Origin of the sequence: Kerstersia similis, from assembly GCF_965139615.1 — a bacterium.
In the GTDB taxonomy this organism is placed as follows: domain Bacteria; phylum Pseudomonadota; class Gammaproteobacteria; order Burkholderiales; family Burkholderiaceae_B; genus Kerstersia; species Kerstersia similis.
The window spans coordinates 25,850-47,622 of the sequence record NZ_CBCSIQ010000028.1 but is presented as its reverse complement, the minus strand read 5'-3'; the positions used below and the strand labels follow the sequence as shown (position 1 = coordinate 47,622).

Annotated in this window: 21 protein-coding genes; 20 read left to right on the top strand and 1 reads right to left on the bottom strand. The window is 60.8% G+C overall.

The features are described 5' to 3' along the window. Positions 1-7: 7 nt before the first annotated feature. The 18 genes from rlmN to ACNA1V_RS14860 all read left to right on the top strand — a co-directional run bounded on the left by rlmN (position 8) and on the right by ACNA1V_RS14860 (position 19,039). Entirely contained in the window at positions 8-1,291 is a 1,284-nt protein-coding gene (gene rlmN / locus ACNA1V_RS14945; protein ID WP_415834397.1) for a dual-specificity RNA methyltransferase RlmN, read from the top strand. Continuing rightward, positions 1,288-1,707 carry a helix-turn-helix domain-containing protein gene (locus ACNA1V_RS14940; protein ID WP_415834396.1) on the top strand — a complete coding sequence of 140 codons (420 nt, stop codon included), beginning with the start codon at positions 1,288-1,290 and terminating at the stop codon, positions 1,705-1,707. Before rlmN ends, ACNA1V_RS14940 begins: the two co-directional genes overlap by 4 nt. A gap of 50 nt (positions 1,708-1,757) precedes the next feature. Further along, a complete protein-coding gene (gene ispG, locus ACNA1V_RS14935; RefSeq protein WP_415834395.1) occupies positions 1,758-3,032 on the top strand; it encodes a flavodoxin-dependent (E)-4-hydroxy-3-methylbut-2-enyl-diphosphate synthase in 1,275 nt (424 codons plus the stop codon). Positions 3,033-3,092: 60 nt separating this feature from the next. Next, entirely contained in the window at positions 3,093-4,379 is a 1,287-nt protein-coding gene (gene hisS, locus ACNA1V_RS14930; RefSeq protein WP_415834394.1) for a histidine--tRNA ligase, read from the top strand. A 7-nt stretch (positions 4,380-4,386) separates the two neighbouring features. Then, positions 4,387-5,031 (top strand): YfgM family protein, encoded by a 645-nt coding sequence (locus ACNA1V_RS14925; protein WP_415834393.1) that lies wholly within the window; start codon positions 4,387-4,389, stop codon positions 5,029-5,031. Next, positions 5,031-6,176, top strand: coding sequence for an outer membrane protein assembly factor BamB (gene bamB / locus ACNA1V_RS14920; RefSeq protein WP_415834392.1), 1,146 nt, complete (start codon positions 5,031-5,033; stop codon positions 6,174-6,176). Before ACNA1V_RS14925 ends, bamB begins: the two co-directional genes overlap by 1 nt. 6 nt (positions 6,177-6,182) lie before the next feature. After that, positions 6,183-7,562 carry a ribosome biogenesis GTPase Der gene (gene der / locus ACNA1V_RS14915; RefSeq protein ID WP_415834391.1) on the top strand — a complete coding sequence of 460 codons (1,380 nt, stop codon included), beginning with the start codon at positions 6,183-6,185 and terminating at the stop codon, positions 7,560-7,562. Next, entirely contained in the window at positions 7,559-8,632 is a 1,074-nt protein-coding gene (gene hisC, locus ACNA1V_RS14910) for a histidinol-phosphate transaminase (protein ID WP_415834390.1), read from the top strand. The genes der and hisC overlap by 4 nt, the downstream gene beginning before the upstream one ends. A 193-nt stretch (positions 8,633-8,825) precedes the next feature. Then, positions 8,826-9,065 carry an RNA chaperone Hfq gene (hfq, locus tag ACNA1V_RS14905; protein WP_068368437.1) on the top strand — a complete coding sequence of 80 codons (240 nt, stop codon included), beginning with the start codon at positions 8,826-8,828 and terminating at the stop codon, positions 9,063-9,065. 97 nt (positions 9,066-9,162) lie between these two features. Further along, positions 9,163-10,269, top strand: coding sequence for a GTPase HflX (hflX, locus tag ACNA1V_RS14900; protein WP_415834389.1), 1,107 nt, complete (start codon positions 9,163-9,165; stop codon positions 10,267-10,269). Further along, a complete protein-coding gene (hflK, locus tag ACNA1V_RS14895) occupies positions 10,235-11,533 on the top strand; it encodes an FtsH protease activity modulator HflK (RefSeq protein WP_415834388.1) in 1,299 nt (432 codons plus the stop codon). Before hflX ends, hflK begins: the two co-directional genes overlap by 35 nt. Positions 11,534-11,548: 15 nt before the next feature. Then, a complete protein-coding gene (hflC, locus tag ACNA1V_RS14890) occupies positions 11,549-12,424 on the top strand; it encodes a protease modulator HflC (protein ID WP_415834387.1) in 876 nt (291 codons plus the stop codon). 609 nt (positions 12,425-13,033) lie between these two features. After that, positions 13,034-15,949 carry a monovalent cation/H+ antiporter subunit A gene (locus ACNA1V_RS14885; protein WP_415834386.1) on the top strand — a complete coding sequence of 972 codons (2,916 nt, stop codon included), beginning with the start codon at positions 13,034-13,036 and terminating at the stop codon, positions 15,947-15,949. A 1-nt stretch (position 15,950) separates the two neighbouring features. Next, positions 15,951-16,295 (top strand): Na+/H+ antiporter subunit C, encoded by a 345-nt coding sequence (locus tag ACNA1V_RS14880; RefSeq protein ID WP_415834385.1) that lies wholly within the window; start codon positions 15,951-15,953, stop codon positions 16,293-16,295. Next, a complete protein-coding gene (locus ACNA1V_RS14875) occupies positions 16,292-17,914 on the top strand; it encodes a monovalent cation/H+ antiporter subunit D (RefSeq protein ID WP_415834384.1) in 1,623 nt (540 codons plus the stop codon). The genes ACNA1V_RS14880 and ACNA1V_RS14875 overlap by 4 nt, the downstream gene beginning before the upstream one ends. Next, positions 17,911-18,402: a Na+/H+ antiporter subunit E gene (locus ACNA1V_RS14870; protein WP_415834383.1), complete on the top strand. Its 492-nt coding sequence runs from the start codon at positions 17,911-17,913 to the stop codon at positions 18,400-18,402. Before ACNA1V_RS14875 ends, ACNA1V_RS14870 begins: the two co-directional genes overlap by 4 nt. Next, positions 18,399-18,680 (top strand): K+/H+ antiporter subunit F, encoded by a 282-nt coding sequence (locus ACNA1V_RS14865; protein ID WP_415834382.1) that lies wholly within the window; start codon positions 18,399-18,401, stop codon positions 18,678-18,680. Before ACNA1V_RS14870 ends, ACNA1V_RS14865 begins: the two co-directional genes overlap by 4 nt. Beyond that, positions 18,677-19,039 (top strand): Na+/H+ antiporter subunit G, encoded by a 363-nt coding sequence (locus ACNA1V_RS14860; RefSeq protein WP_415834381.1) that lies wholly within the window; start codon positions 18,677-18,679, stop codon positions 19,037-19,039. Before ACNA1V_RS14865 ends, ACNA1V_RS14860 begins: the two co-directional genes overlap by 4 nt. 173 nt (positions 19,040-19,212) lie before the next feature. Here the strand turns inward: ACNA1V_RS14860 and radC are convergent, their stop codons facing one another. Next, positions 19,213-19,887: a RadC family protein gene (gene radC / locus ACNA1V_RS14855; protein WP_415834380.1), complete on the bottom strand. Its 675-nt coding sequence runs from the start codon at positions 19,885-19,887 to the stop codon at positions 19,213-19,215. Between the two features lie 51 nt (positions 19,888-19,938). Between radC and ACNA1V_RS14850 the strand changes: the two genes are divergently transcribed. Continuing rightward, positions 19,939-20,415: an FKBP-type peptidyl-prolyl cis-trans isomerase gene (locus ACNA1V_RS14850; protein ID WP_415834379.1), complete on the top strand. Its 477-nt coding sequence runs from the start codon at positions 19,939-19,941 to the stop codon at positions 20,413-20,415. Beyond that, on the top strand, positions 20,415-21,416 hold the full coding sequence (gene ispH, locus ACNA1V_RS14845) for a 4-hydroxy-3-methylbut-2-enyl diphosphate reductase (protein WP_415834378.1): 1,002 nt from the start codon (positions 20,415-20,417) through the stop codon (positions 21,414-21,416). The genes ACNA1V_RS14850 and ispH overlap by 1 nt, the downstream gene beginning before the upstream one ends. The last annotated feature ends 357 nt before the right edge of the window (positions 21,417-21,773 follow it).

Genomic DNA, 21,773 nt, shown 5'->3' with positions numbered 1-21,773 from the left:
GGCGACCATGAGCACCACCAGCCCAGGCATTAGCCACACTTCATCCGAAACGCCGGAAGTTTCCGGCGCCCAGCGTTCGGCGGCCGCAAGCCAGTTCGGGCGCGAGGCGCGGCCTGTGGCTGGCGCAGTGGCAACAGAGGTCGGGCGGATCAATCTGCTTGGCCTGGCGCCCCAGGACTTGACCCAGCAGGTCGAGCAATGGGGCGGCAAGCCGTTTCGTGCCAAACAACTGCTGCGCTGGGTGCACCAGCGCGGGGTTGGCGAATTTTCCGCCATGAGTGATCTGGCCAAGGATTTTCGCCAGCAGCTCGATGCCCGCTGCGATATCGCAGCGCCTGGCGTCGTGACTGAACAGCGCTCCTCAGACGGCACGCGCAAGTGGCTGTTTGATGTGGGCAGCAACAATGCCGTTGAGACGGTATTCATTCCGGAAGATGATCGGGGTACGCTGTGCATTTCCAGTCAGGCGGGCTGTACCGTCGCCTGTCCGTTCTGTTCCACCGGTTATCAAGGCTTCAATCGCAATCTCACCACGGCCGAAATCATCGGCCAGCTCTGGCATGTGCGCCGCGTTCTCGATGCGGACCGCGGGACGGCGCGCTTGGGCGATGGGGCGGCGGAAGTGGATCCGACGCGAGTGGTCAGTAATGTGGTCATGATGGGCATGGGTGAGCCCTTGCTCAATTATGATCAGGTGGTTGGCGCGTTGCGCCTCATGCTGGACGACAATGCCTATGGCCTGTCTCGGCGGCGCGTGACGGTTTCGACGTCCGGCGTGGTGCCGATGATGGATCGCCTGTCGAAGGATTGCCCGGTGGCGCTGGCGGTATCGCTGCATGCGCCCAATGATGCGCTGCGTGACCGGCTCGTGCCGCTCAACAAGAAGTATCCGCTGGCGGAGTTGCTGGATGCCTGCAATCGGTATCTGGAATTTGCGCCGCGTGATTTCGTGACCTTCGAGTATGTGATGCTCGATGGCGTCAATGACACTGATGATAACGCCCGGGAGTTGATTCGCGTGGCGCGTCAGGTAAAGTGCAAACTGAATCTGATTCCTTTCAATCCTTTCCCGCAATCGGGCTTGAAGCGTTCCTCTGCGGCGCGGGTCAAGGCCTTTGCGCAGCGCTTGATGGATGCGGGTGTCATCGTGACGGTACGCAAGACCCGTGGCGATGATATTGATGCCGCTTGCGGGCAGCTGGCTGGGGATGTGAAGGATCGCACCCGTCTCAAGGAACGTCGTGTCCGCCAGGGCGAGACGGCAATCCCCATCGTGGAGTTGCGTGTATGAGTGCTGTGGTCGTGGATGAGCTGGCCGGCATGCCGGGCGCTGCGTTGCGGCGTGCGCGGGAAGCGCAAGGTTTGTCCCTGGAGGAAATTTCGGCGCGTATCCGTTTTTCCGTGGCACAGTTGCGGGCGCTGGAGTCCGGCCATTGGAACGTGCTGCCCAGGGGCTTGCCGCTGCGTGGTATGGTCAAGGCTTATGCGCGCCAGGTTGGCCTGCATGACCAGGATCTGCTTGATAGTCTGGCGCCTGGCGAGCGGCCTGGCGTGGGGCTGGCCCGTGCTTTTTCGGTAGCGGATCCGCTGGTTGCCGATCCGGCGCGCCGTGGTGGATCGACCGTGTTGTGGTTGTTGGCGCTGGCGGTCGTGGCGCTGGCTGCAGCATTGCTGGCCTATTGGCAGGGCTGGCTGGTTTTTGAATGAACTGACGCTGGATGCAGCGAGAAACAATGCAAACAGGCGAAACCTCCCTAATGTCGGCGCAACCCTATCCGATGGGCCCGGCGGCGCGCCGCGTGACGCGGCAGGTCAATGTTTCCTGGAATGGTCATCAGGTGCTGGTGGGTGGGGGCGCGCCGGTCGTGGTGCAGTCCATGACCAACACGGATACCGCTGATCCCATCGAGACCGCGATCCAGGTCAAGGCGCTGGCGCAGGCCGGTTCCGAAATGGTTCGGATTACCGTGAATTCGCCGGAGGCGGCGAAAGAAGTGCCGGCCATCCGCGAGCAGCTTGACCGCATGGGCGTCAGTGTGCCCTTGGTGGGCGACTTCCATTACAACGGTCACAAGCTGCTGACGCAGTATCCGGAGTGCGCCCAGGCTTTGTCCAAGTACCGCATTAATCCCGGCAATATGGGCGGCGGCAAGAAGCGGGACGATAACTTCGTGCAGATGATCGAAGTGGCCTGCAAATATGACAAACCCGTGCGTATCGGCGTGAACTGGGGCAGCCTGGATCACGAGCTGATGGCGCGCATGATGGATGAAAACAATCGCCGCGCCACACCTTGGGAGGCACAGGCCGTCATGCGTGATGCGCTGGTGATTTCGGCGATCAGCAATGCTCGCCGCGCCGAGGAAATCGGGTTGCCGGGCAACCGCATCATCCTGTCTTGCAAGGTCAGTCATGTGCAGGATCTGATCGCGGTCTATCGTGATCTGTCGGCGCGCTGCGATTATCCGTTGCACCTCGGTTTGACCGAAGCCGGCATGGGCAGCAAGGGCATCGTGGCTTCGACAGCCGCCTTGTCCGTGCTCTTGCAGGAGGGGATCGGCGATACGATCCGTATTTCCCTGACGCCGGAACCAGGTGGTGACCGCACGCGTGAAGTCATCGTCGGGCAGGAAATCCTGCAAAGCATGGGTTTGCGCGCTTTTACACCCATGGTCGTGGCCTGCCCGGGCTGTGGCCGCACCAGCAGCACGTTCTTCCAGGAGCTGGCTGACAGTATTCAGGGCTATCTGCGCAATCAGATGCCGATCTGGCGGGCGCGCTACCCTGGCGTGGAAACCATGAATGTCGCGGTCATGGGCTGTGTCGTGAATGGTCCGGGCGAAAGTCGCCATGCCGACATCGGGATCAGCCTGCCGGGGACGGGCGAAGTGCCCTCCGCGCCGGTATTCGTCGATGGCGAGCGTACCGTGACGCTCAAGGGAGAGACGATTGCCCAGGAGTTTCAGGCGATCGTCGAGGATTATGTCGAGCGCCGTTATGGTCAGGCCGCCGCATCGTCCGAAAACAAGTAAACTGGCCGCCGTGCCCCGGCCCGCTGGCTGGCCTGGGCACGCAACCTTTAGAAAAACGATATGACCCAGGCATTTCAGAAAGTCTCCGCAATACGCGGCATGAATGATTTGCTTCCGGACGCAAGCGGGCGCTGGGAAGCTTTGGAAGAAATAGTCAGGCAGTGGCTGCATGCCTACGGTTATCGCAATATGCGTACGCCGGTGCTGGAGCAGACGCGCCTGTTTACCCGTGGCATCGGCGAGGTCACCGATATCGTCGAGAAGGAGATGTACACCTTCACCGACGGCCTCAACGGCGATTCATTGACCCTACGTCCGGAAATGACGGCAGGGGTCGTGCGCGCTGCGATTGAGCATAATCTGCTGTACGAGCGTCCCCAGCGCGTGTATTCCCTGGGCCCGGTCTTTCGTCATGAGCGTCCCCAGCGCGGCCGTTATCGCCAATTCCACCAGATCGACGTTGAAGCGCTGGGCTTTGCCGGGCCGGATATTGATGCCGAGCTGATTGTCATGCTGGCACGGCTCTGGAAGATTCTGGGCCTGCAGGGCATGCGGCTGGAGTTGAATTCGCTGGGTGCGCCGGCAGAACGTGCGGCTCACCGCGATGCCTTGATCAAGCACCTGGAGCAGCACAAGGATATTCTCGACGAGGATGGCCTGCGGCGCATGTATTCGAACCCGTTGCGTGTTCTGGATACCAAGAATCCTGCCATGCAGGAAATGGCCAACGCGGCGCCCAAGCTGTTCGATTTCCTGGGTGATGAGTCGCGTGCGCATTTTGATGGCGTGGTAGAGCGTCTGGAAGACGCGGGCATCGCATATACATTGAATCCTCGCATGGTGCGCGGCCTGGATTATTACAATGGCACGGTGTTCGAGTGGATCACCGACCAGCTGGGCGCACAAGGCACGGTTTGCGGCGGCGGCCGCTATGACGGGCTGATCAGCCTGCTGGGCGGCAAGCCTGCACCGGCGATCGGTTTTGCCATTGGCATGGAGCGCCTGCTGGATCTCTGGCGGCAGGCCGGAACGCAGGATCAGCCCGAGTGCGATATCTATGTCGTGCATCAGGGAGAGGCTTCGCAGCGTGCGGCAGCGCGTGTGGCGGAAACTTTACGCGATGTCGGCTTGTCTGTGATCGTGCATGCCGGTGCTGCCGGTTTCAAGGCCCAGTTCAAGCGCGCGGATGCCAGCGGTGCCCGTGCCGCGGTGATTCTTGGCGAAGAAGAAGTATCGGCCCGCGTTGCCAGCGTGAAATGGCTGCGTGCCGATGAGCAGGGCAATACAGCGCCGCAGCAGCAGGTGGCATGGGAACAATTGGCGCAATATCTGGTAAGCAAAGCTTAAGGGCATCATGGCATACGATCTGGACGAACAGGAACAAATTGACTCGCTCAAAGCGTGGTGGTCGCGTTATGGCGTGATGGTGCTGGCGGTGGTTTTCATTGCCGCTGCCGCCTTTGCCGGTTTCCGTGGCTGGCAGTGGTATCAGCACAGCAAGGGCATGCAAGCCATGGGCTATTTTGAAGCCCTGGAACTGGCCGTTCAGAATCCTGGCCCTGACTCCGCAGCGCGTATCGCCGCTGCCAGCGAAAGCCTGCGTACCGAGTTCGCCGGGAGCGGCTATGCCGCACGTGGCGGCCTGGTGGCGGCTGATGGTCTGATGGCCTTGCAGGATGCCGACGGCGCACGCCGCGAGCTGGAGTGGGTGGCTGTCAGCAGCGGCGATCAGGCACTGGCGCCAGTGGCGCGCCTGCGTCTGGCAGGTCTGTTGCTGGATCAGGCCAAATATGATGAAGCCCTGGCCCAGCTGGCCAATCCGCCGGCTGCATTCGCTGCGCTGTACGAAGACCGCCGTGGCGACATCCTGTTCGCACAGGGCAAGGTCGAAGAAGCGGGCAAGGCCTGGAACCAGGCGCGTGCCGGTCTGAAGGAAAACGATCCGCTGATCGGTTATCTCAAACTGAAGATTGATGCCCTGTCCGGAGGACAGTCCTGATGCTGCCGCGTAAATTCCGTCGTTTGCCTTTTGCCGCTGCACTGGCGGCCAGCCTGTTGCTGGGCGCCTGCGCGTCTTCCGATGACCGCTATGAGCCGGCCAAGCTGACGTCCTACACACCGGGCGCCACGATTTCCACCGTATGGAGCGTGGATATCGGCAGCGGCGGCGGCAGTGGTTTCGTTCCGGCGATCAGTGGCGATGCGGTCTATGCTGCCACACCTGGCGGTACCGTTTCCAAGGTGGATCTGTCTTCGGGGCGTGTGATCTGGAGCAACCGGGTGGCGCGCAAGCTGTCCGCCGGGGTCGGTACCGATGGCAATATCGCCGTGGTGGTGACACCGGCCGGTGAGATCATCGCCCTCGATGGCGATGGGCAGGAAAAATGGCGCGCCAAGGCCAGCAGCGAAGTCTTGATCCCGCCGGTGGTGGAAGACGGTTATGTCGTGGTGCGCAGCGGCGATTATCGTATCCAGGCATTCAATGCCGATACGGGCGCGCGGCTCTGGAGCGTGCAACGTCCGGGCCCGGCGCTGGCGCTGCGTGCGCCGACACAGATGATTCTGGTGGACGGCCTGTTGATCACCGGCATGCCGGGTGGCAAGATGCTGGTCATCAATGCCGCCACCGGCAATGTGCAGTGGGAAGGCACGGTTGCCACGCCCAAGGGCGCCACGGATCTGGAACGCGTGACGGATGTGGTCGGCCAGCCGCAGGTTGTCGGTGCGTTGCTGTGCGCGGCTTCCTATCAAGGCCGGGTGCTGTGTTTCGATGTGTCGCAAGGCGGTCGTATCGTCTGGAGCAAGGATTTTTCCAGCGCTTCGGGTATCTCCGTGGATGACCGCCTGCTGTTTGCCAGCAGCCAGAACAGCGAAGTCTTCGGTTTCATGCTGGAAGATGGCACCACGCTGTGGCATCAGGATGCTTTGCGTAATCGCGGCCTGACCGCGCCCCAGGTGAAGGGCGGGGTCGTGGCAGTGGGCGATTATGATGGCTATGTGCATTTCCTCGACCGCGCCGATGGTCATTTGCTGGGCCGTGTAAGCCTGGGCGGCGGCGCGATTGTTTCTCCTTTGCAGGCCAGTTATGCCGGCGTGCTGGTGCAAACCGGCAATGGCAAACTCTCCTTGCTTTCAGTGAATTGATATAACGTGTCGTTCAAACCTGTCGTAGCCCTGGTCGGGCGCCCCAATGTTGGCAAATCGACCCTGTTCAATCGTCTGACGCGCTCGCGCGCCGCGTTGGTGGCCGATTTTTCCGGACTGACCCGTGATCGCCACTACGGCGAGGGCCGCGTGGGGGATGTGCCGTTCCTGGTTGTGGACACCGGAGGTTTCGAGCCCGTGGCCAAGGACGGCATTTTGCGCGAAATGGCGCAACAAACCCGCCAGGCCATTGCCGAAGCCGATATTGTCGTCTTTCTGGTGGATGCACGCGCAGGCCTGAATGCTCACGATCAGGACATCGCCCGTCTGTTGCGCACCTGCACCCAGCATATTGTGCTGGCGGTGAACAAGGCCGAAGGCATGTCGGAAAATGCTGCTATCGCCGAGTTCCATGAACTCGGGCTGGGGCATCCGCATGCCATTTCGTCCGCGCACGGCGACGGCGTGGTGGATCTGATTACGGAAGCACTGGAGCCATTCCGGGAAGCGGCCGAGGACGAAGCCCGGTTGCAGGCCGAAGAAGAAGCTGCCGACGGCGAAGCGAGTGCGGTGGCGCACCGGATCAAGCTGGCCATTGTCGGCCGGCCGAACGTAGGTAAATCCACCCTGATCAATACCTTGCTTGGCGAAGATCGCGTGATTGCCTTTGACATGCCGGGCACGACGCGCGACGCCATCGAGATCGAATTTTCCCAGGGCGGCAAGGACTATACCTTGATAGACACCGCCGGCCTGCGCAAGCGCGGCAAGGTATTCGAGGCCATCGAGAAGTTTTCCGTCATCAAGACCCTGCAGGCCATCGAAGCCAGCAACGTCGTGGTACTGATGATAGACGGGCAGCAGGAAGTGTCTGAGCAGGATGCGCACATCGCCGGCTTCGTGCTTGAAACCGGGCGGGCGCTGGTCGTTGCCATCAACAAATGGGACGGCATGGACGAAGATCAGCGCGAACGGATTCAGCGCGAATTCGAGCGCAAGCTGCGGTTCCTCGCCTTTGCCCGTATGCACACCATTTCGGCCTTGAAGGGGCAGGGAGTCAAGGCTTTGCTGAAATCGGTGAACGCTGCCCATGCGGCGGCCTTTGCCAAGCTGTCCACGCCCAAGCTGACGCGTGAGTTGCATGCGGCAGTGGAACAGCAGCAGCCGCCGCGCAAGGGGATTTTCCGTCCGAAGATGCGCTACGCGCACCAGGGCGGGCAGAATCCGCCCTTGATCGTGGTGCACGGCAGCGCGCTCGACGCCATTCCGGATTCCTATCGGCGTTATCTGGAAGCGCGTTTCCGCACGGCCTTCGATCTGGCCGGCACGCCGCTGCGCATTGAATTCAAGTCGTCCAACAATCCTTATGTGGAAGGCAAGCAATGAGCCGTTTCTGGAGCAGCAAAACGCGGGAGCTCAAGCCTTATGTGCCGGGCGAGCAGCCGCGTGAGCAGCGTCTCATCAAGCTGAATACCAACGAATTGCCCTATGGCCCGTCGCCCGGTGCCCTGGCTGCCATGCGTGCGGCCTGTGACGACAGCCTGCGCCTGTATCCGGACCCGACCGGCTTGGCATTGCGGCAGTCCATTGCGCAGGCTTACGGCCTGGACGTGGAGCAGGTGTTCGTCGGCAATGGTTCCGATGAGGTGCTGGCGCATGCGTTCCAGGCGTTGCTGCAGCAGCCTGCGCCGCTGCGCTTTCCGGATATCACCTATAGCTTCTACCCGGTGTATTGCGGGCTGTATGGCATTCAGAGCGTGCGGGTGCCCCTGGCGGACGACTTGCGCCTGTTGCCGCAGGCCTATCAGGATAATGCCGGCCCGATTATTTTCGCCAACCCCAATGCGCCCACGGGCATTGCCTTGCCGCTGGCCGATGTCGAGGCGATTGTCGCTGCCAACCCGGATCATGTGGTCGTGATCGACGAGGCGTATGTGGATTTCGGGGGCGAATCGGCGGTGCCGCTGATTGCCCGTCATGACAATCTGCTCGTGGTGCATACCTTGTCCAAGTCCCGTGGTCTGGCGGGCTTGCGGGTGGGATATGCAATGGGGCATGCAGACTTGATCGAAGGTTTGACGCGCGTAAAGGATAGTTTCAATTCTTATCCTTTGGATCGTGTGGCCCTGGCTGGCGCGCAAGCTGCCATCGAAGATACGGATTATCTCGCGGAGTGCTGCGCACGCGTGGCCTTCACGCGGGAAAAAACCGTTGCTGCCATGCGGGAAATGGGGTTTGATGTGCTGCCGTCTGCAGCGAATTTCATCTTTGCGCGCCACGCCGGGCGCCAGGCAGCCGAACTGGCCGGAGCGTTGCGGCAGCGCCGCATCATCGTGCGGCATTTCCAGCAGCCCCGCATTGAACAGTTTCTGCGTATTTCAATCGGTACCGACGAGGAAATGGATGCCCTGTGCGACGCGCTCTCGGGCATACTGGCAGATCAGGGCGGCTGCTGATTGGAAGACGCTGGAAACATTCGGGAAAACCCTGTAGAGTGTTATGTTTAATCCACGCGTCTTTCATGATCAGGGTTTTGCCGCCATGAAAGCAATGAGGCAGGCATCGCGGGCGCTTGTTTCATCACTGGCCCATGGTGCCCGCCGCCTGGGTCAACGCCACTAAAACCAATAACATCAAGGAGCCTGGCCAATGAGCAACAAAGGGCAAACACTGCAAGATCCGTTTTTGAACGCGCTGCGCAAGGAGCACGTGCCGGTCTCTATCTATCTCGTCAACGGCATCAAGCTGCAAGGCCAGATCGAATCTTTCGACCAGTACGTCGTCCTGCTGCGTAACACGGTGACGCAGATGGTGTACAAACATGCTATTTCCACCGTCGTGCCTGCACGTGCGGTGTCGTTCCAGGTCGCGGAACAGGGTGCCGCCTGATTCTGGCCGGATATCCCATTACATACTGGCCAGCGGGGGCTGTGCATGGGCACAGCTGTCTCGCGGCTGATCGGCTGGCCAGCCGGAAAGGAGGCCGATGCGCGCATTGATTATCAGCGTGGATCTCGGGTCACCAGACCATGTCGCTCACGCGGAAGAGTTCAAAATGCTGGCCGAAGGGGCTGGAGCGGAGATCGTGGATATTCTCACGGTCAAGCGTCAGCGTCCTGATGCCGCCTATTTCATCGGTACTGGCAAGCTTGAGGAAGCCGTGGCGCTTTCCAAGGCGCACGAGGCCGAAGTCATTCTGTTCGATCAGCCCCTGTCGCCCGCGCAGCAGCGCAATCTGGAACGCCAGATTGGCCTGCGGGTGGTGGATCGGGTCGCGCTCATTCTCGATATCTTTGCTTTGCGGGCGCAAAGCCATGAAGGCAAGTTGCAGGTCGAGCTGGCGCAGCTGCAGCATCTGTCCACCCGTCTGACACGGCTCTGGACTCACCTGGAACGTCAGCGTGGCGGTATCGGCATGCGCGGTCCCGGGGAATCGCAGCTGGAGATGGATCGCCGGATGATCGGAGATAAGGTCAAGGTGCTGCGCGAGCGGCTGGCCAAGGTCGAACGTCAGCGTCGTACCCAGCGCCGGTCACGCAATCGTGGTGTGCATCTGTCGGTATCCCTGGTCGGCTATACCAACGCCGGGAAGTCCACGCTGTTCAACGCCTTGACGCGGGCAGGGGCCTATGCGGCCGATCAGCTGTTCGCGACGCTGGATACGACAACGCGCCGGATCTGGATCGAAGGGGCCGGACAGGTAACGATTTCCGACACAGTCGGTTTCATCCGCGATCTTCCGCCTACACTGATTGCGGCGTTCCGCGCTACGCTGGAAGAAACCGTCCACGCGGATCTGCTGTTGCACGTCGTGGATGCATCCAGTCCACAGCGTGATGAGCAGATACTGGAAGTCGAGAAAGTATTGCAGGATATTGGCGCAGGAGACATACCCCGTATCCAGGTCTATAACAAAATCGACCTCGCAGGCCTGGCCTCGCGTGTCGATTATGATGTGCATGGTACGATTGCGCGAGTATTTGTCAGCGCCGCAGAGCGCATCGGTCTGGACGCGTTGCGCGGGGCAATAGCGCAGGCCGCCATCAATGCAGGGAACAATGTCAGCAATTTCCAAACTGTTCAATCTGAATGATCCCGGCTGGGGCCGGAACAACAAGCCGGGCGACAAGCGCCCAGGGCGCAACCAGGATGGTCCGCCGGATCTTGATGAGGTCTGGAAAGACTTCAATCAGCGTCTGGGCGGGCTGTTCGGCCGCAAGCGTTCCGGCGGAGGCCAGGGTGGGGGCGGCAGCTCTGCTGGCGGCCCGTCGTCGCGCGGCTTCAGGGTCGGCGCCGGCGTCATTGCGCTGGTGGCTGCCGGCCTATGGGCGGCGAGCGGCTTCTATATCGTGCAGGAAGGCCAGGTTGCCGTCGTGACGCAGTTCGGCAAGTACAAGTCCACCTCCACGCCTGGCTTCCAGTGGCGCCTGCCCTATCCGTTCCAGAATCATGAGCTGGTCAACGTTTCGCAGTTGCGTACCTTCGAAGTCGGTTTCCGCGGCAATGCGCGCAACAAGGTACTGCAAGAGTCGCTGATCCTGACCGACGATGAGAACATCGTCGATGTTCAGTTCGTGGTTCAGTATCGTCTGCGTGCCAATGGCGCGCCGGACTACCTGTTCAAGATGCGCGATCCTGACGAAGCGGTGCGTCAGGCGTCCGAGGCCGCCATGCGTGAAATCGTGGGCCGCAAGCCTATGGATTTCGTGCTGTATGAAGGTCGTACGGAAGTCGCCGGCGAGGTTCAGAACCTGATGCAACAGATTCTGGATCGTTACCAGACGGGTATCCAGGTCAGCACGGTGGCGATTCAGAACGTGCAGCCGCCTGAACAGGTTCAGGCTGCCTTTGATGATGCCGTCAAGGCAGGCCAGGATCGCGAGCGCCAGATCAACGAAGGCCAGGCATATGCCAACAAGGTTGTGCCGCTGGCGCGTGGTACGGCTTCGCGCATGATCGAACAGGCCGAAGGCTATCGCGCCAAGGTGACTGGCGATGCAGAGGGTGACGCGTCACGCTTCCTCAGCATCCTGGACGAGTACCGTAAGGCGCCCAATGTCATGCGTGATCGCATGTATCTGGAAACGATGCAGTCCATCTATGGCAATTCCAGCAAGGTGCTGGTCGATACCAAGGACGGCAGCAACATGATCTACCTGCCGCTCGACAAGTTGGTTTCGTCGGGTGCCGCAAATAATGCGGATAACAATGCTGCCCAGGCGGGCGGCGCAGCGATCCAGGCCCAGCAGGGCCGGGATGTTCCGGCAACCGGCTCGGCGTCCAGCGTCGGCGGTGGTTCTGGCTCAGGCCAGGGCGCACAGCCCTATTCGCTGACTCGCGACCGTCCCGTCCGCTAAGGAGCACCCAGTATCATGAAACGTTTTGCCGTTCCCTTTCTCATCGTCATCATGGCAGTCATCGCGCTGCTGTCGTCCTGCCTGTTCATCGTACGCGAGCGTGATTATGCGATGGTGTTCGCGCTGGGTGAAATCAAGCGCGTCATCAGCGAGCCGGGCCTGTACTTCAAGCTGCCGCCGCCCTTCCAGAATGTCGTGACTCTGGATAAGCGGATTCTGACGATCGAAACCTCGGATTCCGAACGCATCCAGACGTCCGAGAAGAAGAACCTGCTGCTGAGCTCCTACGTCAAGTGGAAGATCGCCGACCCGTTCCAGTACTACGTGACTTTCGGCGGCAACGAGCGTGCCGCCCAGGAACGTCTGCAGGCACAGATCCGCGATGCGCTGAATGCGTCCGTGAATATTCGTACCGTCAAGGACGTCGTGTCCAACGAGCGGGACAAAATCATGGATGAAGTGCGAACCAACGTGGCGCGCCGTGCTGAGCCCTTGGGTGTGGAAATCATCGACGTTCGCTTGAAGCGCCTGGAATTCGCGCCCGAGATTTCCGAGTCGGTCTATCGCCGTATGGAAGCAGAGCGTACCCGTGCGGCCAATGAGCTGCGTTCCATCGGTGCGGCGGAAAGCGAGAAGATTCGCGCCGAAGCCGACCGTACGCACGAGGAAATCGTGGCCAAGGCGTACGCCCAGGCCCAGGGGATCAAGGGTGAAGGCGATGCGGCGGCTGCCAACATCTATGCCTCAGCCTATACCAAGGATCCTGATTTCTATCGCTTCTACAAGAGCCTTGATGGCTATCGTTCGGCCTTCTCGAGTCCGAAGGATGTCATGGTGGTGGATCCTTCCTCGGACTTCTTCCGGTTCATGAAGGATCCGTCCGGCAAGTAATTGCCGTGCCGCTGAGCCGGCCGGAGGCATTTGATGCATTCCGGTTCCGGCGCCAGGATGAAAACGCGTGCTGACCGGCACGCGTTTTTTTTTGAGAGGTGCAGGGGGGAAGTCCGGGTACGCCAGGCAGGACGAGGGAAGGCTTGGAAAAATTGCTTCAGAATTGACGAGGATGGGCTGAATTGTCGGCAGTCAGAAGCGGATGCATGCAGGATGATGACATTTCAGATTATTTCTGGAAAAAATGTTTATTGCGGTGCAGCAATTCGGGCGGCAGGATTTTTTTGCTGCCTGAGTCGGGGTAATTCAGGCATTTTGGGGCTCGCTCGCGGTATGACATATTCCGACGGATTCCTGAGGGTCTCTGGCATGTTGCAGATGCACATTTTTTTGTGTAACAAGCCTGTGACGCTAGGGGGTAGAATGCTTTTCCATGGATTGTCCATACGTTTTTTCCCGGCGCCGCGGGGGCCACACCAGGAGAAGAAAACTGTACACGCTGCATGATGCAAGGCCCGTCGCGGTGCGGGCCTGTCGAGGGAGTAGCACCGATTACGCCGGATGGGATGTCCGGCGTGTATGGCTCAATGCGCTGGGGGGGCTGGCGCGATGAGATTATTGCTGCTGCTGATACTTCCTTTTGTCGCCAGTCTGGTCGTTGCACGGCTGCCGCGTGACGGCCGTAGCCGGGAATCCTGGGCAGCCGGGATCGTGGCTGCCATCGGCTTGCTGCTGACGCTGTCGCTCTATCCCGAGGTGACCAATGGCGGCGTGGTTCGCTTCACGCTGGCGTGGGCACCGACGCTGGGCCTGGATTTCTCGCTGCGCATGGACGGCCTGGCCTGGATGTTCGCCCTGATGGTGACGGGCATCGGCGTACTGGTCACCATGTATGCGCGTTATTACATGTCGCCGCAAGATCCGGTGCCGCGTTTCTTCGCTTTCCTGCTGGTGTTCATGGGCGCCATGCTGGGCGTCGTGCTCTCTGGCAACCTGATCCAGCTGGCGCTGTTCTGGGAACTGACCAGCCTGGCCTCTTTCTTCCTGATTTCGTATTGGTATCACCGCAGCGATGCGCGCCAGGGGGCGCGCATGGCGCTGACGGTTACCGCGACGGGGGGGCTATGCCTGCTCGCGGGCGTGCTGCTGCTCGGGCATATTGTCGGCAGCTATGACCTGGATACCGTGCTGGCCTCGGGTGCGCTCATTCGCGACAGCGCGCTGTATTTGCCAGCCCTGATTCTGGTGGCCCTGGGCGCGCTGACCAAAAGCGCGCAATTCCCCTTCCATTTCTGGTTGCCCCATGCCATGTCGGCGCCGACGCCGGTGTCGGCCTATTTGCATTCGGCCACCATGGTGAAGGCTGGCGTGTTCCTGCTGTTGCGTCTTTCGCCTGCGCTGGCCGGTACCGACGCCTGGTTCTGGCTGATCGGCGGCGCGGGGATGGTGACGCTGGTGCTGGGCGCCTACGCGGCGATTTTCCAGACCGACATGAAAGGGGTGCTGGCATATTCCACCATCAGCCACCTGGGCCTGATCACCCTGATGCTGGGCATGGATAGCCCGCTGGCGACGGTCGCGGCGATTTTTCACATCCTGAACCACGCGACATTCAAGGCGTCGCTGTTCATGGCGGTGGGGATCGTCGATCACGAAACCGGCACACGGGATATCCGGCGCCTGAATGGCCTGCGGCATTGCATGCCCATCACGGCGACCTTGGCGACGGTGGCGGCGGCGGCGATGGCCGGTGTGCCACTGCTCAACGGCTTTCTGTCCAAGGAAATGTTCTTTTCCGAGACGCTCTTCCTGGAGCGTGCCGGCCTGTTCCACGTGGCCCTGCCGGTCGCGGCGACGGTGGCTGCCATGGGCAGCGTGATCTATTCGCTGCGCATGATTCATCAAGTGTTCTTCGGCCCCCTGGCCACGGATCTGCCCCGTACCCCGCATGAAGCCCCGCGCTGGATGCGTTTCCCGATTGAAATGCTGGTGTTGGCCTGCCTGGTGGTCGGTATCGTTCCGGCCTGGGCTGTCGGCCCCATGCTGCAATCGGCAGCGATCTCGGTATTGGGGGATCATCTGCCGGCCTATAGCCTTGCGATCTGGCACGGGTTCAACATGCCGTTGATCATGAGCATCCTGGCGCTGGTGGGCGGTGTGGCCGTGTATGTTGTCATGAACCGCCACCTCAAGGTCGGTGAAATCGACGGCACGCCGCTGATCTATGGTTTCGATGGCAAGCGTACCTACGAGAGCCTGAAGTCTCGCTTTACCGATGGTGCGGCCTGGCTGTTGCGCTATGTCAGCACGGATAGGCTGCAACAGCAGATTCTCTGCATCCTGCTGGTCGGCCTGTTGGCAGGGGTCACGCCGTTCATGAAGGGCGAGCGCGTCGGCGCCTTGCCGGGCTGGCACGAATTCGACCCCCTGTTTGCGCTGATGTGGGCCTTTGGTGCTGCCTGCGCGGTGGGCGTGGCCTTCCAGGCCAAATATCACAGGCTGGCTGCGCTTATCATGCTGAGCGGCACCGGCCTGGTGACGGTCATGACGTTCGCCTGGCTGTCCGCGCCGGATCTGGCATTGACCCAGCTGGGCGTGGAAATCGTGACCACGGTCTTGATTCTGCTGGGCCTGCGCTGGTTGCCTATGCGTGTCGAGCAGGCAGGCTCGGCGCCGCCGAATCAGGTCAAGGAACTGCTGACCAGCTTGCGGCGCTTGCGAGATCTGGCCATTGCCGTCCTGGTGGGGTTGGGCATGGCGGGGCTGGCGTACATCGTCATGACTCACAATCAGGGCTATACGCTGTCGAATTTCTTTTTGCAGGCAGCCAAGCCGCTTGGGCACGGCAACAACGTCGTGAACGTGATCCTGGTGGATTTCCGCGGCTTCGATACCTTGGGCGAAATTACGGTGCTGTGTGCCGTAGCGCTGACCGTCTATGCCTTGTTGCGCCGGTTCCGGCCGGCCATCGAAAGCCTGGGCCAGACGCGCCAGCAGGCAGATCCCTATGCCTATGGCAATCAAGGCGTGCGGGATGGCGACCTGCCGCTGGATTATCTGATGGTGCCGGCGGTGGTCAGCCGATTGCTGCTGCCCATGGCTGGCATGGTGTCCATCTACCTGCTGTTGCGCGGCCATAATCTGCCGGGCGGAGGCTTTGTGGGCGGCTTGGTCATGGCCATGGCCATTCTGCTGCAGTACATGGTGGGCGGGACGGCCTGGGTGGAATCGCGCATGCGCTTGCGGCCCCAGCACTGGATCGGCGGCGGTCTGCTGCTGGCCGCGCTGACGGGCGCGCTGTCGTGGCTGGCTGGCCGGCCCTATATGGATTCCATGGTGCTGGAGTTTTCGCTGCCGCTGTTTGGTCATATCGCGCTGGGCACGGTGCTGTTGTTCGATATCGGCGTTTACATGCTGGTGGTGGGCGCCACGGTATTGATGCTGGTTGCCCTGGCGCACCAGTCGGCACGCAGTCATCGCGCTCGCGCTGCCATGGCGGAGAACGAAGCCGGGGAGGGCGCTTGATATGGAATTGATTGTTGCATTGGCCATAGGCGTCCTGACGGGCGCTGGCGTCTGGCTGTTGCTGCGGCCCCGGACATTCCAGACCATCATGGGGCTGTCGCTGCTGTCCTACGCTGTCAATCTGTTCATCTTCGGGACGGGCAGCCTCAGCGTGGGCAAGCCGCCAGTCCTGGACGGTGAGAAAGTTGCGGATATCGCCAACTATGCCGATCCGCTGCCGCAGGCCTTGGTGCTGACCGCTATTGTCATCAGCTTTGCCATGACGGCGCTGTTCCTGGTGGTGTTGCTGGCGGCGCGGGGATTGAGTGGTACCGATCACGTGGATGGCAAGGAGAGTGATTCGTGAGCGGCCTGTTGTCTCATTTGGTGATTCTGCCCATCCTGCTGCCTATGCTGGCAGGGGCAGCCATGCTGCTGCTGAACGATACCCGTAAGGCGGAACGCCGCCGCATCAGCCTGATATCAACGGTACTGGTTCTGGTCGTGGCGCTCGTCATGCTGGGTCTGGCAGCCTTCGAAGGGCAGACCTGGGTGCTGACGTATCGTCCCGCCAACTGGGAGCCGCCTTTCGGCATTGTCCTGGTGGCAGACCGTCTGTCCATCCTCATGCTGGTGGTGACGGCGGCGCTGGCGCTGGCTTCCATGCTGTCGGCGCTGCAGCGCTGGGACAAGGCAGGGGTGCACTTCCATCCTTTGTTCCAGTTCCAGCTGATGGGGCTCAATGGCGCCTTCCTGACGGGGGATATTTTTAACCTGTTCGTGTTTTTCGAAATCCTGCTGGCGGCGTCTTATGGCCTGCTGTTGCATGGTTCGGGTCAGGCACGGGTGAAGTCGGGCCTGCATTACATTGCCATCAATCTGGTCGGCTCCTCGCTGTTCCTGATCGGCGCTACCTTGATCTACGGCAGTGTCGGCACGCTGAACATGGCGGAGCTTGCGACGCTGGCAGGCCGCCTGGATGACAAGGCCCTGGCGATGTTCCAGTCCGGGGCGGCGATCCTTGGGTGCGCCTTCCTGATCAAGGCGGCCGCCTGGCCCATGAACTTCTGGCTGGTGCCGGCCTATATTTCGGCGGTGCCACCGGTAGGCGCATTGTTTTCCATCATGACCAAGGTGGGTGCCTATGCCGTGTTGCGCCTGACCTCCTTGCTGGCGTCGCAGGACAGCCCGCAGGACTTCACCTCGTTTGCGAGTACCGAGGTCTTTGCCGTCGGTATCCTGACCATCGTGGTGGCGGGCGCAGGCCTGCTGGTTTCGCAGGATATGCGGCGCCAGGCGGCGTACAGCGTGATCGTATCGGCAGGCACCTTGCTGGCTTGCATCGGCTTCGGGAAGATGCAGATCATCGCGCCAGCGCTGTATTACCTGGTCAGTTCCACCTTCGCCGTTGGCGCGCTTTTCCTGCTGGTGGATCTGATCGAACGCAACCGGCCGTTTGGCGCAGATGTGCTGGCCTTGAGCCTGGAAGCCTTCGGGGTTCCGGATGATTCGCAGGCCGATACGGAGCAGGCCGATACGGTGGTGGGAATCACGGTGCCTGCCGCCCTGGCCGTGCTGGGGGGCTGTTTTGTGTGCGGCGCGCTGATTATCGCCGGCCTGCCGCCGCTGTCGGGCTTCATCGCCAAGTTCGGCATGTTTGCCGCTGCGTTGGGCGATGCCGGTTCTTCCGAGCCCGTGTCGGGGCGTGCCTGGGTGTTCATCACGGTGGTGTTGCTCTCCGGGTTGGCGGCGATTGTTTCGCTGTCGCGCGTTGGTATCCGCACGTTCTGGGTGGTCGAACGTCAGCGCGTGCGTCTGAGCTTGATGGATATTGCTCCGGTGCTGTGGTTGCTGGGGCTGTGCGTGCTGATGGTGATATTTGCCGGGCCGGTACTGAGTTACCTGGATCAAACCGTGCAATATCTCTCTGTGCCTACAGGCTATACCGATGCGGTACTGGGTGCTGCGGCGGGAGGTGCGCAATGAAGAAATGGTTTCCTTCCTGGCCGGTTAGCATTGTTCTTTTCCTGATCTGGATCCTGCTCAACCAGAGCCTGGATGCTTCCACACTCTTGCTGGCTGCCGTGCTCGGCTGGTTTGGCCCGTACATCACCCAGCGCTTGCGGCCCTTGCAGGCCAAAGCCAGGCTGGCGCCGGTGATTGTGCCGCTGGCGCTGCATATATTGTGGGATATCCTGCTTTCCAATCTGGCGGTAGCCGGGGTGATTCTCGGCGGGCAGGCGCGCCGCCAACGCTCGGGTTTCATCCAGATTCCGCTGGATTTGCGGGATCCGCACGGGCAGGCCGTGCTGGCGGGGATCGTGACTGCAATTCCGGGAACCGTCTGCACGGGTTTCAGCGAAGACCGCCGCCTGATGACGCTGCACGTGCTGGATCTACGCGATGAAGGCGCCTGGGTGCGCCTGATCAAGTCGCGTTATGAGCGTCCCCTCATGGAGATTTACGAATCATGAATCCGATACTGAATTGGGCATCCGGCTTTGCTTTGCTGTGCTTCGCCGTCGGCCTGGGTTTGTGCATGATCCGTATGATGCGCGGCCCGACAGCGCAGGATCGTGTGCTGGCGCTGGATGCCGCCTACATCAATTGCATGTTGATCCTGCTGGTGCAGGGGCTGCGCGCGGGCAGCAGCACCTATTTCGAAATTGCGCTGCTGATTGCCTTGTTCGGCTTTGTCAGTTCGGTCGCGATTGCCAAGTTTCTGCTGCGTGGGGAGGTCATTGAGCCATGACGGAATCGGAACTCGGTACCGCCGCATCGGTGTTGATCGCATTCCTGCTGGTCGCGGGCGGCCTGCTGGCGCTGATCGGCTCCATCGGTCTGCTGCGCTTGCGCAATTTCTATCAGCGGCTGCACGCGCCTACCCTGGGCAATACCTTGGGGTGCGGCTGTATTCTGGTGGCCAGCATCCTGTACTTCAGTCTCTCGGAAGGGCGCCTGGCGTTTCATGAAGTGTTGATCACGATGTTTATCGTCATGACGGCTCCCTTGAGCGCCATGCTGTTGAGCAAAGTCGCCTTGTACCGGGATGGACGCGAGGCGCGCGCACGTGAGCCGGCGCAGGAAGAGACGCCTGAAAAATCTGAGTAAAAATACCTGAGCGCAACCTGCGCGCGAGCCCGCATGCAGGTGTGTCGTGGCCAGGTACAGGCGGATGTACTCAGGGGGGCGAGGCAGGCCGGTCACGCTGCGTTCGGGTTCCGAACGTGAAGTTCCAAACGTGAGGATTCCAATGCTTGCCGGGCTGCCGCGTGATAGGCGGGTCAGCAAAGCCCGAGCGCTGCCAGGGAGCAACTGGCATTGCCGGCAATGATCAGGTGATCGACCAGCTTGATATCTACCAGCGCCAGGGCCGCCTTGGCTTTGCGGGTCAATTCGATATCCGCTTGGCTGGGCTCCAGCGAGCCGGAAGGATGATTGTGGGCGAGGATCATGGCGCTGGCATGATGGGCCAGCGCCGAGCGGACCACTTCCCCGACATACACGGATGCCTGGTTGGTCGTGCCTTGTGACAGCGTGCGGCAGGCCAGCAGCCGCAAACGGTTGTCCAGGTACAGGGCAATGCAATGTTCAATGCGCAAATGGGCCAGGTGCGCGGCACAATAACGGGCGACGGCTTCCGGTTGCTGCATGACGTTGTCGTCCTGCAACGCTTCCGCGCAGGACCGTCTGGCCAGTTCCATGGTCGCGACAAGCTGGCAGGATTTGGCTGGGCCCAGTCCCGGAATGGCGGCCAGTGCCGCCCGATCTGCCGCCAACAGCTGGCGTAGCCCGCCGAAACCTTGCAATAGCTGCCGTGCCAGGCTCAGAACGGGCGTGTTCGCAGTGCCTGTACGCAGCATGATGGCGAGCAGTTCAGCGTCTTCCAGGGCGGCAGCGCCGTAACGAATCAGCCGTTCGCGGGGCAAGAGCGGGGTGCTGGTTTGGGTTTCTGGCATAAGTCACTCTAAAATGGGGGATTGATATCCAACTCGCTACGGTGGCAGACTTTGAGCGCGACAGCTGAACCAGTGAATGCTTCGATCCATGCGGATTCGTACCTCACCTTGAATTACCGCATTGTGCTGGCCTCCGGGCCGGCGCAGGGTTCTGTGTTTGCGGATACTTTCGATGGCCGTCCGGCGACCTTGCAAATGGGGATCGGCCAGTGGGCGCCTGGGCTCGAAGAAGCCTTGCTGGGTCATCGTGAAGGGGATAAATTCAGTTTCACCGTTGCGCCGGCCCAGGCCTACGGGGATCGCAACCCGGAATTGGTACAGGCTGTCACGCGTGCGATGCTGGAAGAGCATGCAGGCCCCGATGCCAGTTTCACGCCGGGGGATATGGTGGAGTTCACTGCGCCCAATGGCCTGCGTTATTCCGGCGTGCTGAAATCCGTCAATGAAGACCACGCCGTTTTCGATTTCAATCACCCGCTGGCCGGGATTGCGTTGACGGTGGATGTGGCCATTCTTGGAGTGCTTTGATGACGAGCGTAGAGACACCGATCAGCGCGGGCGAGATCGTCCTGGCCCAGCCCAGGGGGTTCTGTGCCGGCGTCGATCGTGCCATCGACATCGTGGAGCGGGCGCTGGAGCTGCATGGCGCGCCGATTTATGTGCGGCATGAAATCGTGCATAACCGCTATGTCGTATCGACGCTGCGCGACAAAGGCGCAGTCTTTATCGACGACCTGGACCAGGCGCCCAAAGGGGCCATCGTGGTGTTTTCGGCCCATGGCGTGTCTCAGGCAGTCCGCAAGGAGGCCGAGGATCGCGGGCTGAACGTGTTCGACGCGACTTGCCCCCTGGTGACCAAGGTGCATATCGAAGTCAAGCGCATGCGGGCAGCAGGGCGCGAGGTCATCATGATCGGCCACCGGGGGCATCCTGAAGTCGAGGGGACGCTGGGGCAGGCGGACGATGGCATCTATCTGGTGGAAACGGCCGAAGATGTCCTGACGCTGAGCGTTCAGGATCCTGACAATCTGGCCTATGTAACGCAGACCACGCTCTCGGTGGATGATGCGGCCGTGGTGGCGCAGGCCTTGCGCCAGCGCTTTCCGACCATTGTCGAACCCAAGAAGAGCGACATCTGTTATGCCACGCAAAATCGCCAGGATGCCGTGAAATTCATGGCGCCGGATTGTGACCTGGTATTGGTGGTCGGCAGCGTCAACAGCTCGAATTCAAACCGTTTGCGCGAAGTGGCGGAGCGTCTGGGTACCGATGCGTATCTGATCGACCGGGCTGATGCCATAGATCCGGCCTGGCTGGAAGGTCGCCAGCGCATCGGCATAACGGCTGGCGCTTCCGCGCCGGAGGTATTGGTGCGAGAGGTGATAGACCGGCTCAAGGAACTGGGCGCCTTGTCTGTGCGCACCTTGCCAGGAGAAGAGGAAAATGTGGCCTTCCCCTTGCCCAAAGCGCTATCGCGCAAGCTGGTGCCTGAGGTGGGCCCGGAATCCGCGGCCAATAATACGCAATGATGTGGGTTGATTCCCTGCGCCCGGCGAACGCTTCCAATCGCGAGTTTCACCGCGCATAGCTTCTGTACGGTGAAGGCTGCGTCAAACGCCCGATGCCCCATGGCATCGGGCGTTTTTCATTGCCAGGCACTATCCGGATTGACGTGATGCCTGCCGCTGCCTGGTCGCCATGCAGTGGCTACCGGTACCTAGGCATTGCTGCGTGCGCACATTTTTCATCACTTTGGGTCTCTATGAAGATGAAAGTGATTCCAGTGGGTATCTGAACAGCATCGAGAAAGTTTCATTCTATTTCAGTCGGTAATTCGTATTTTTTTATTCTGATATTTCCATATATGGAAAGATGATTTGCGAATT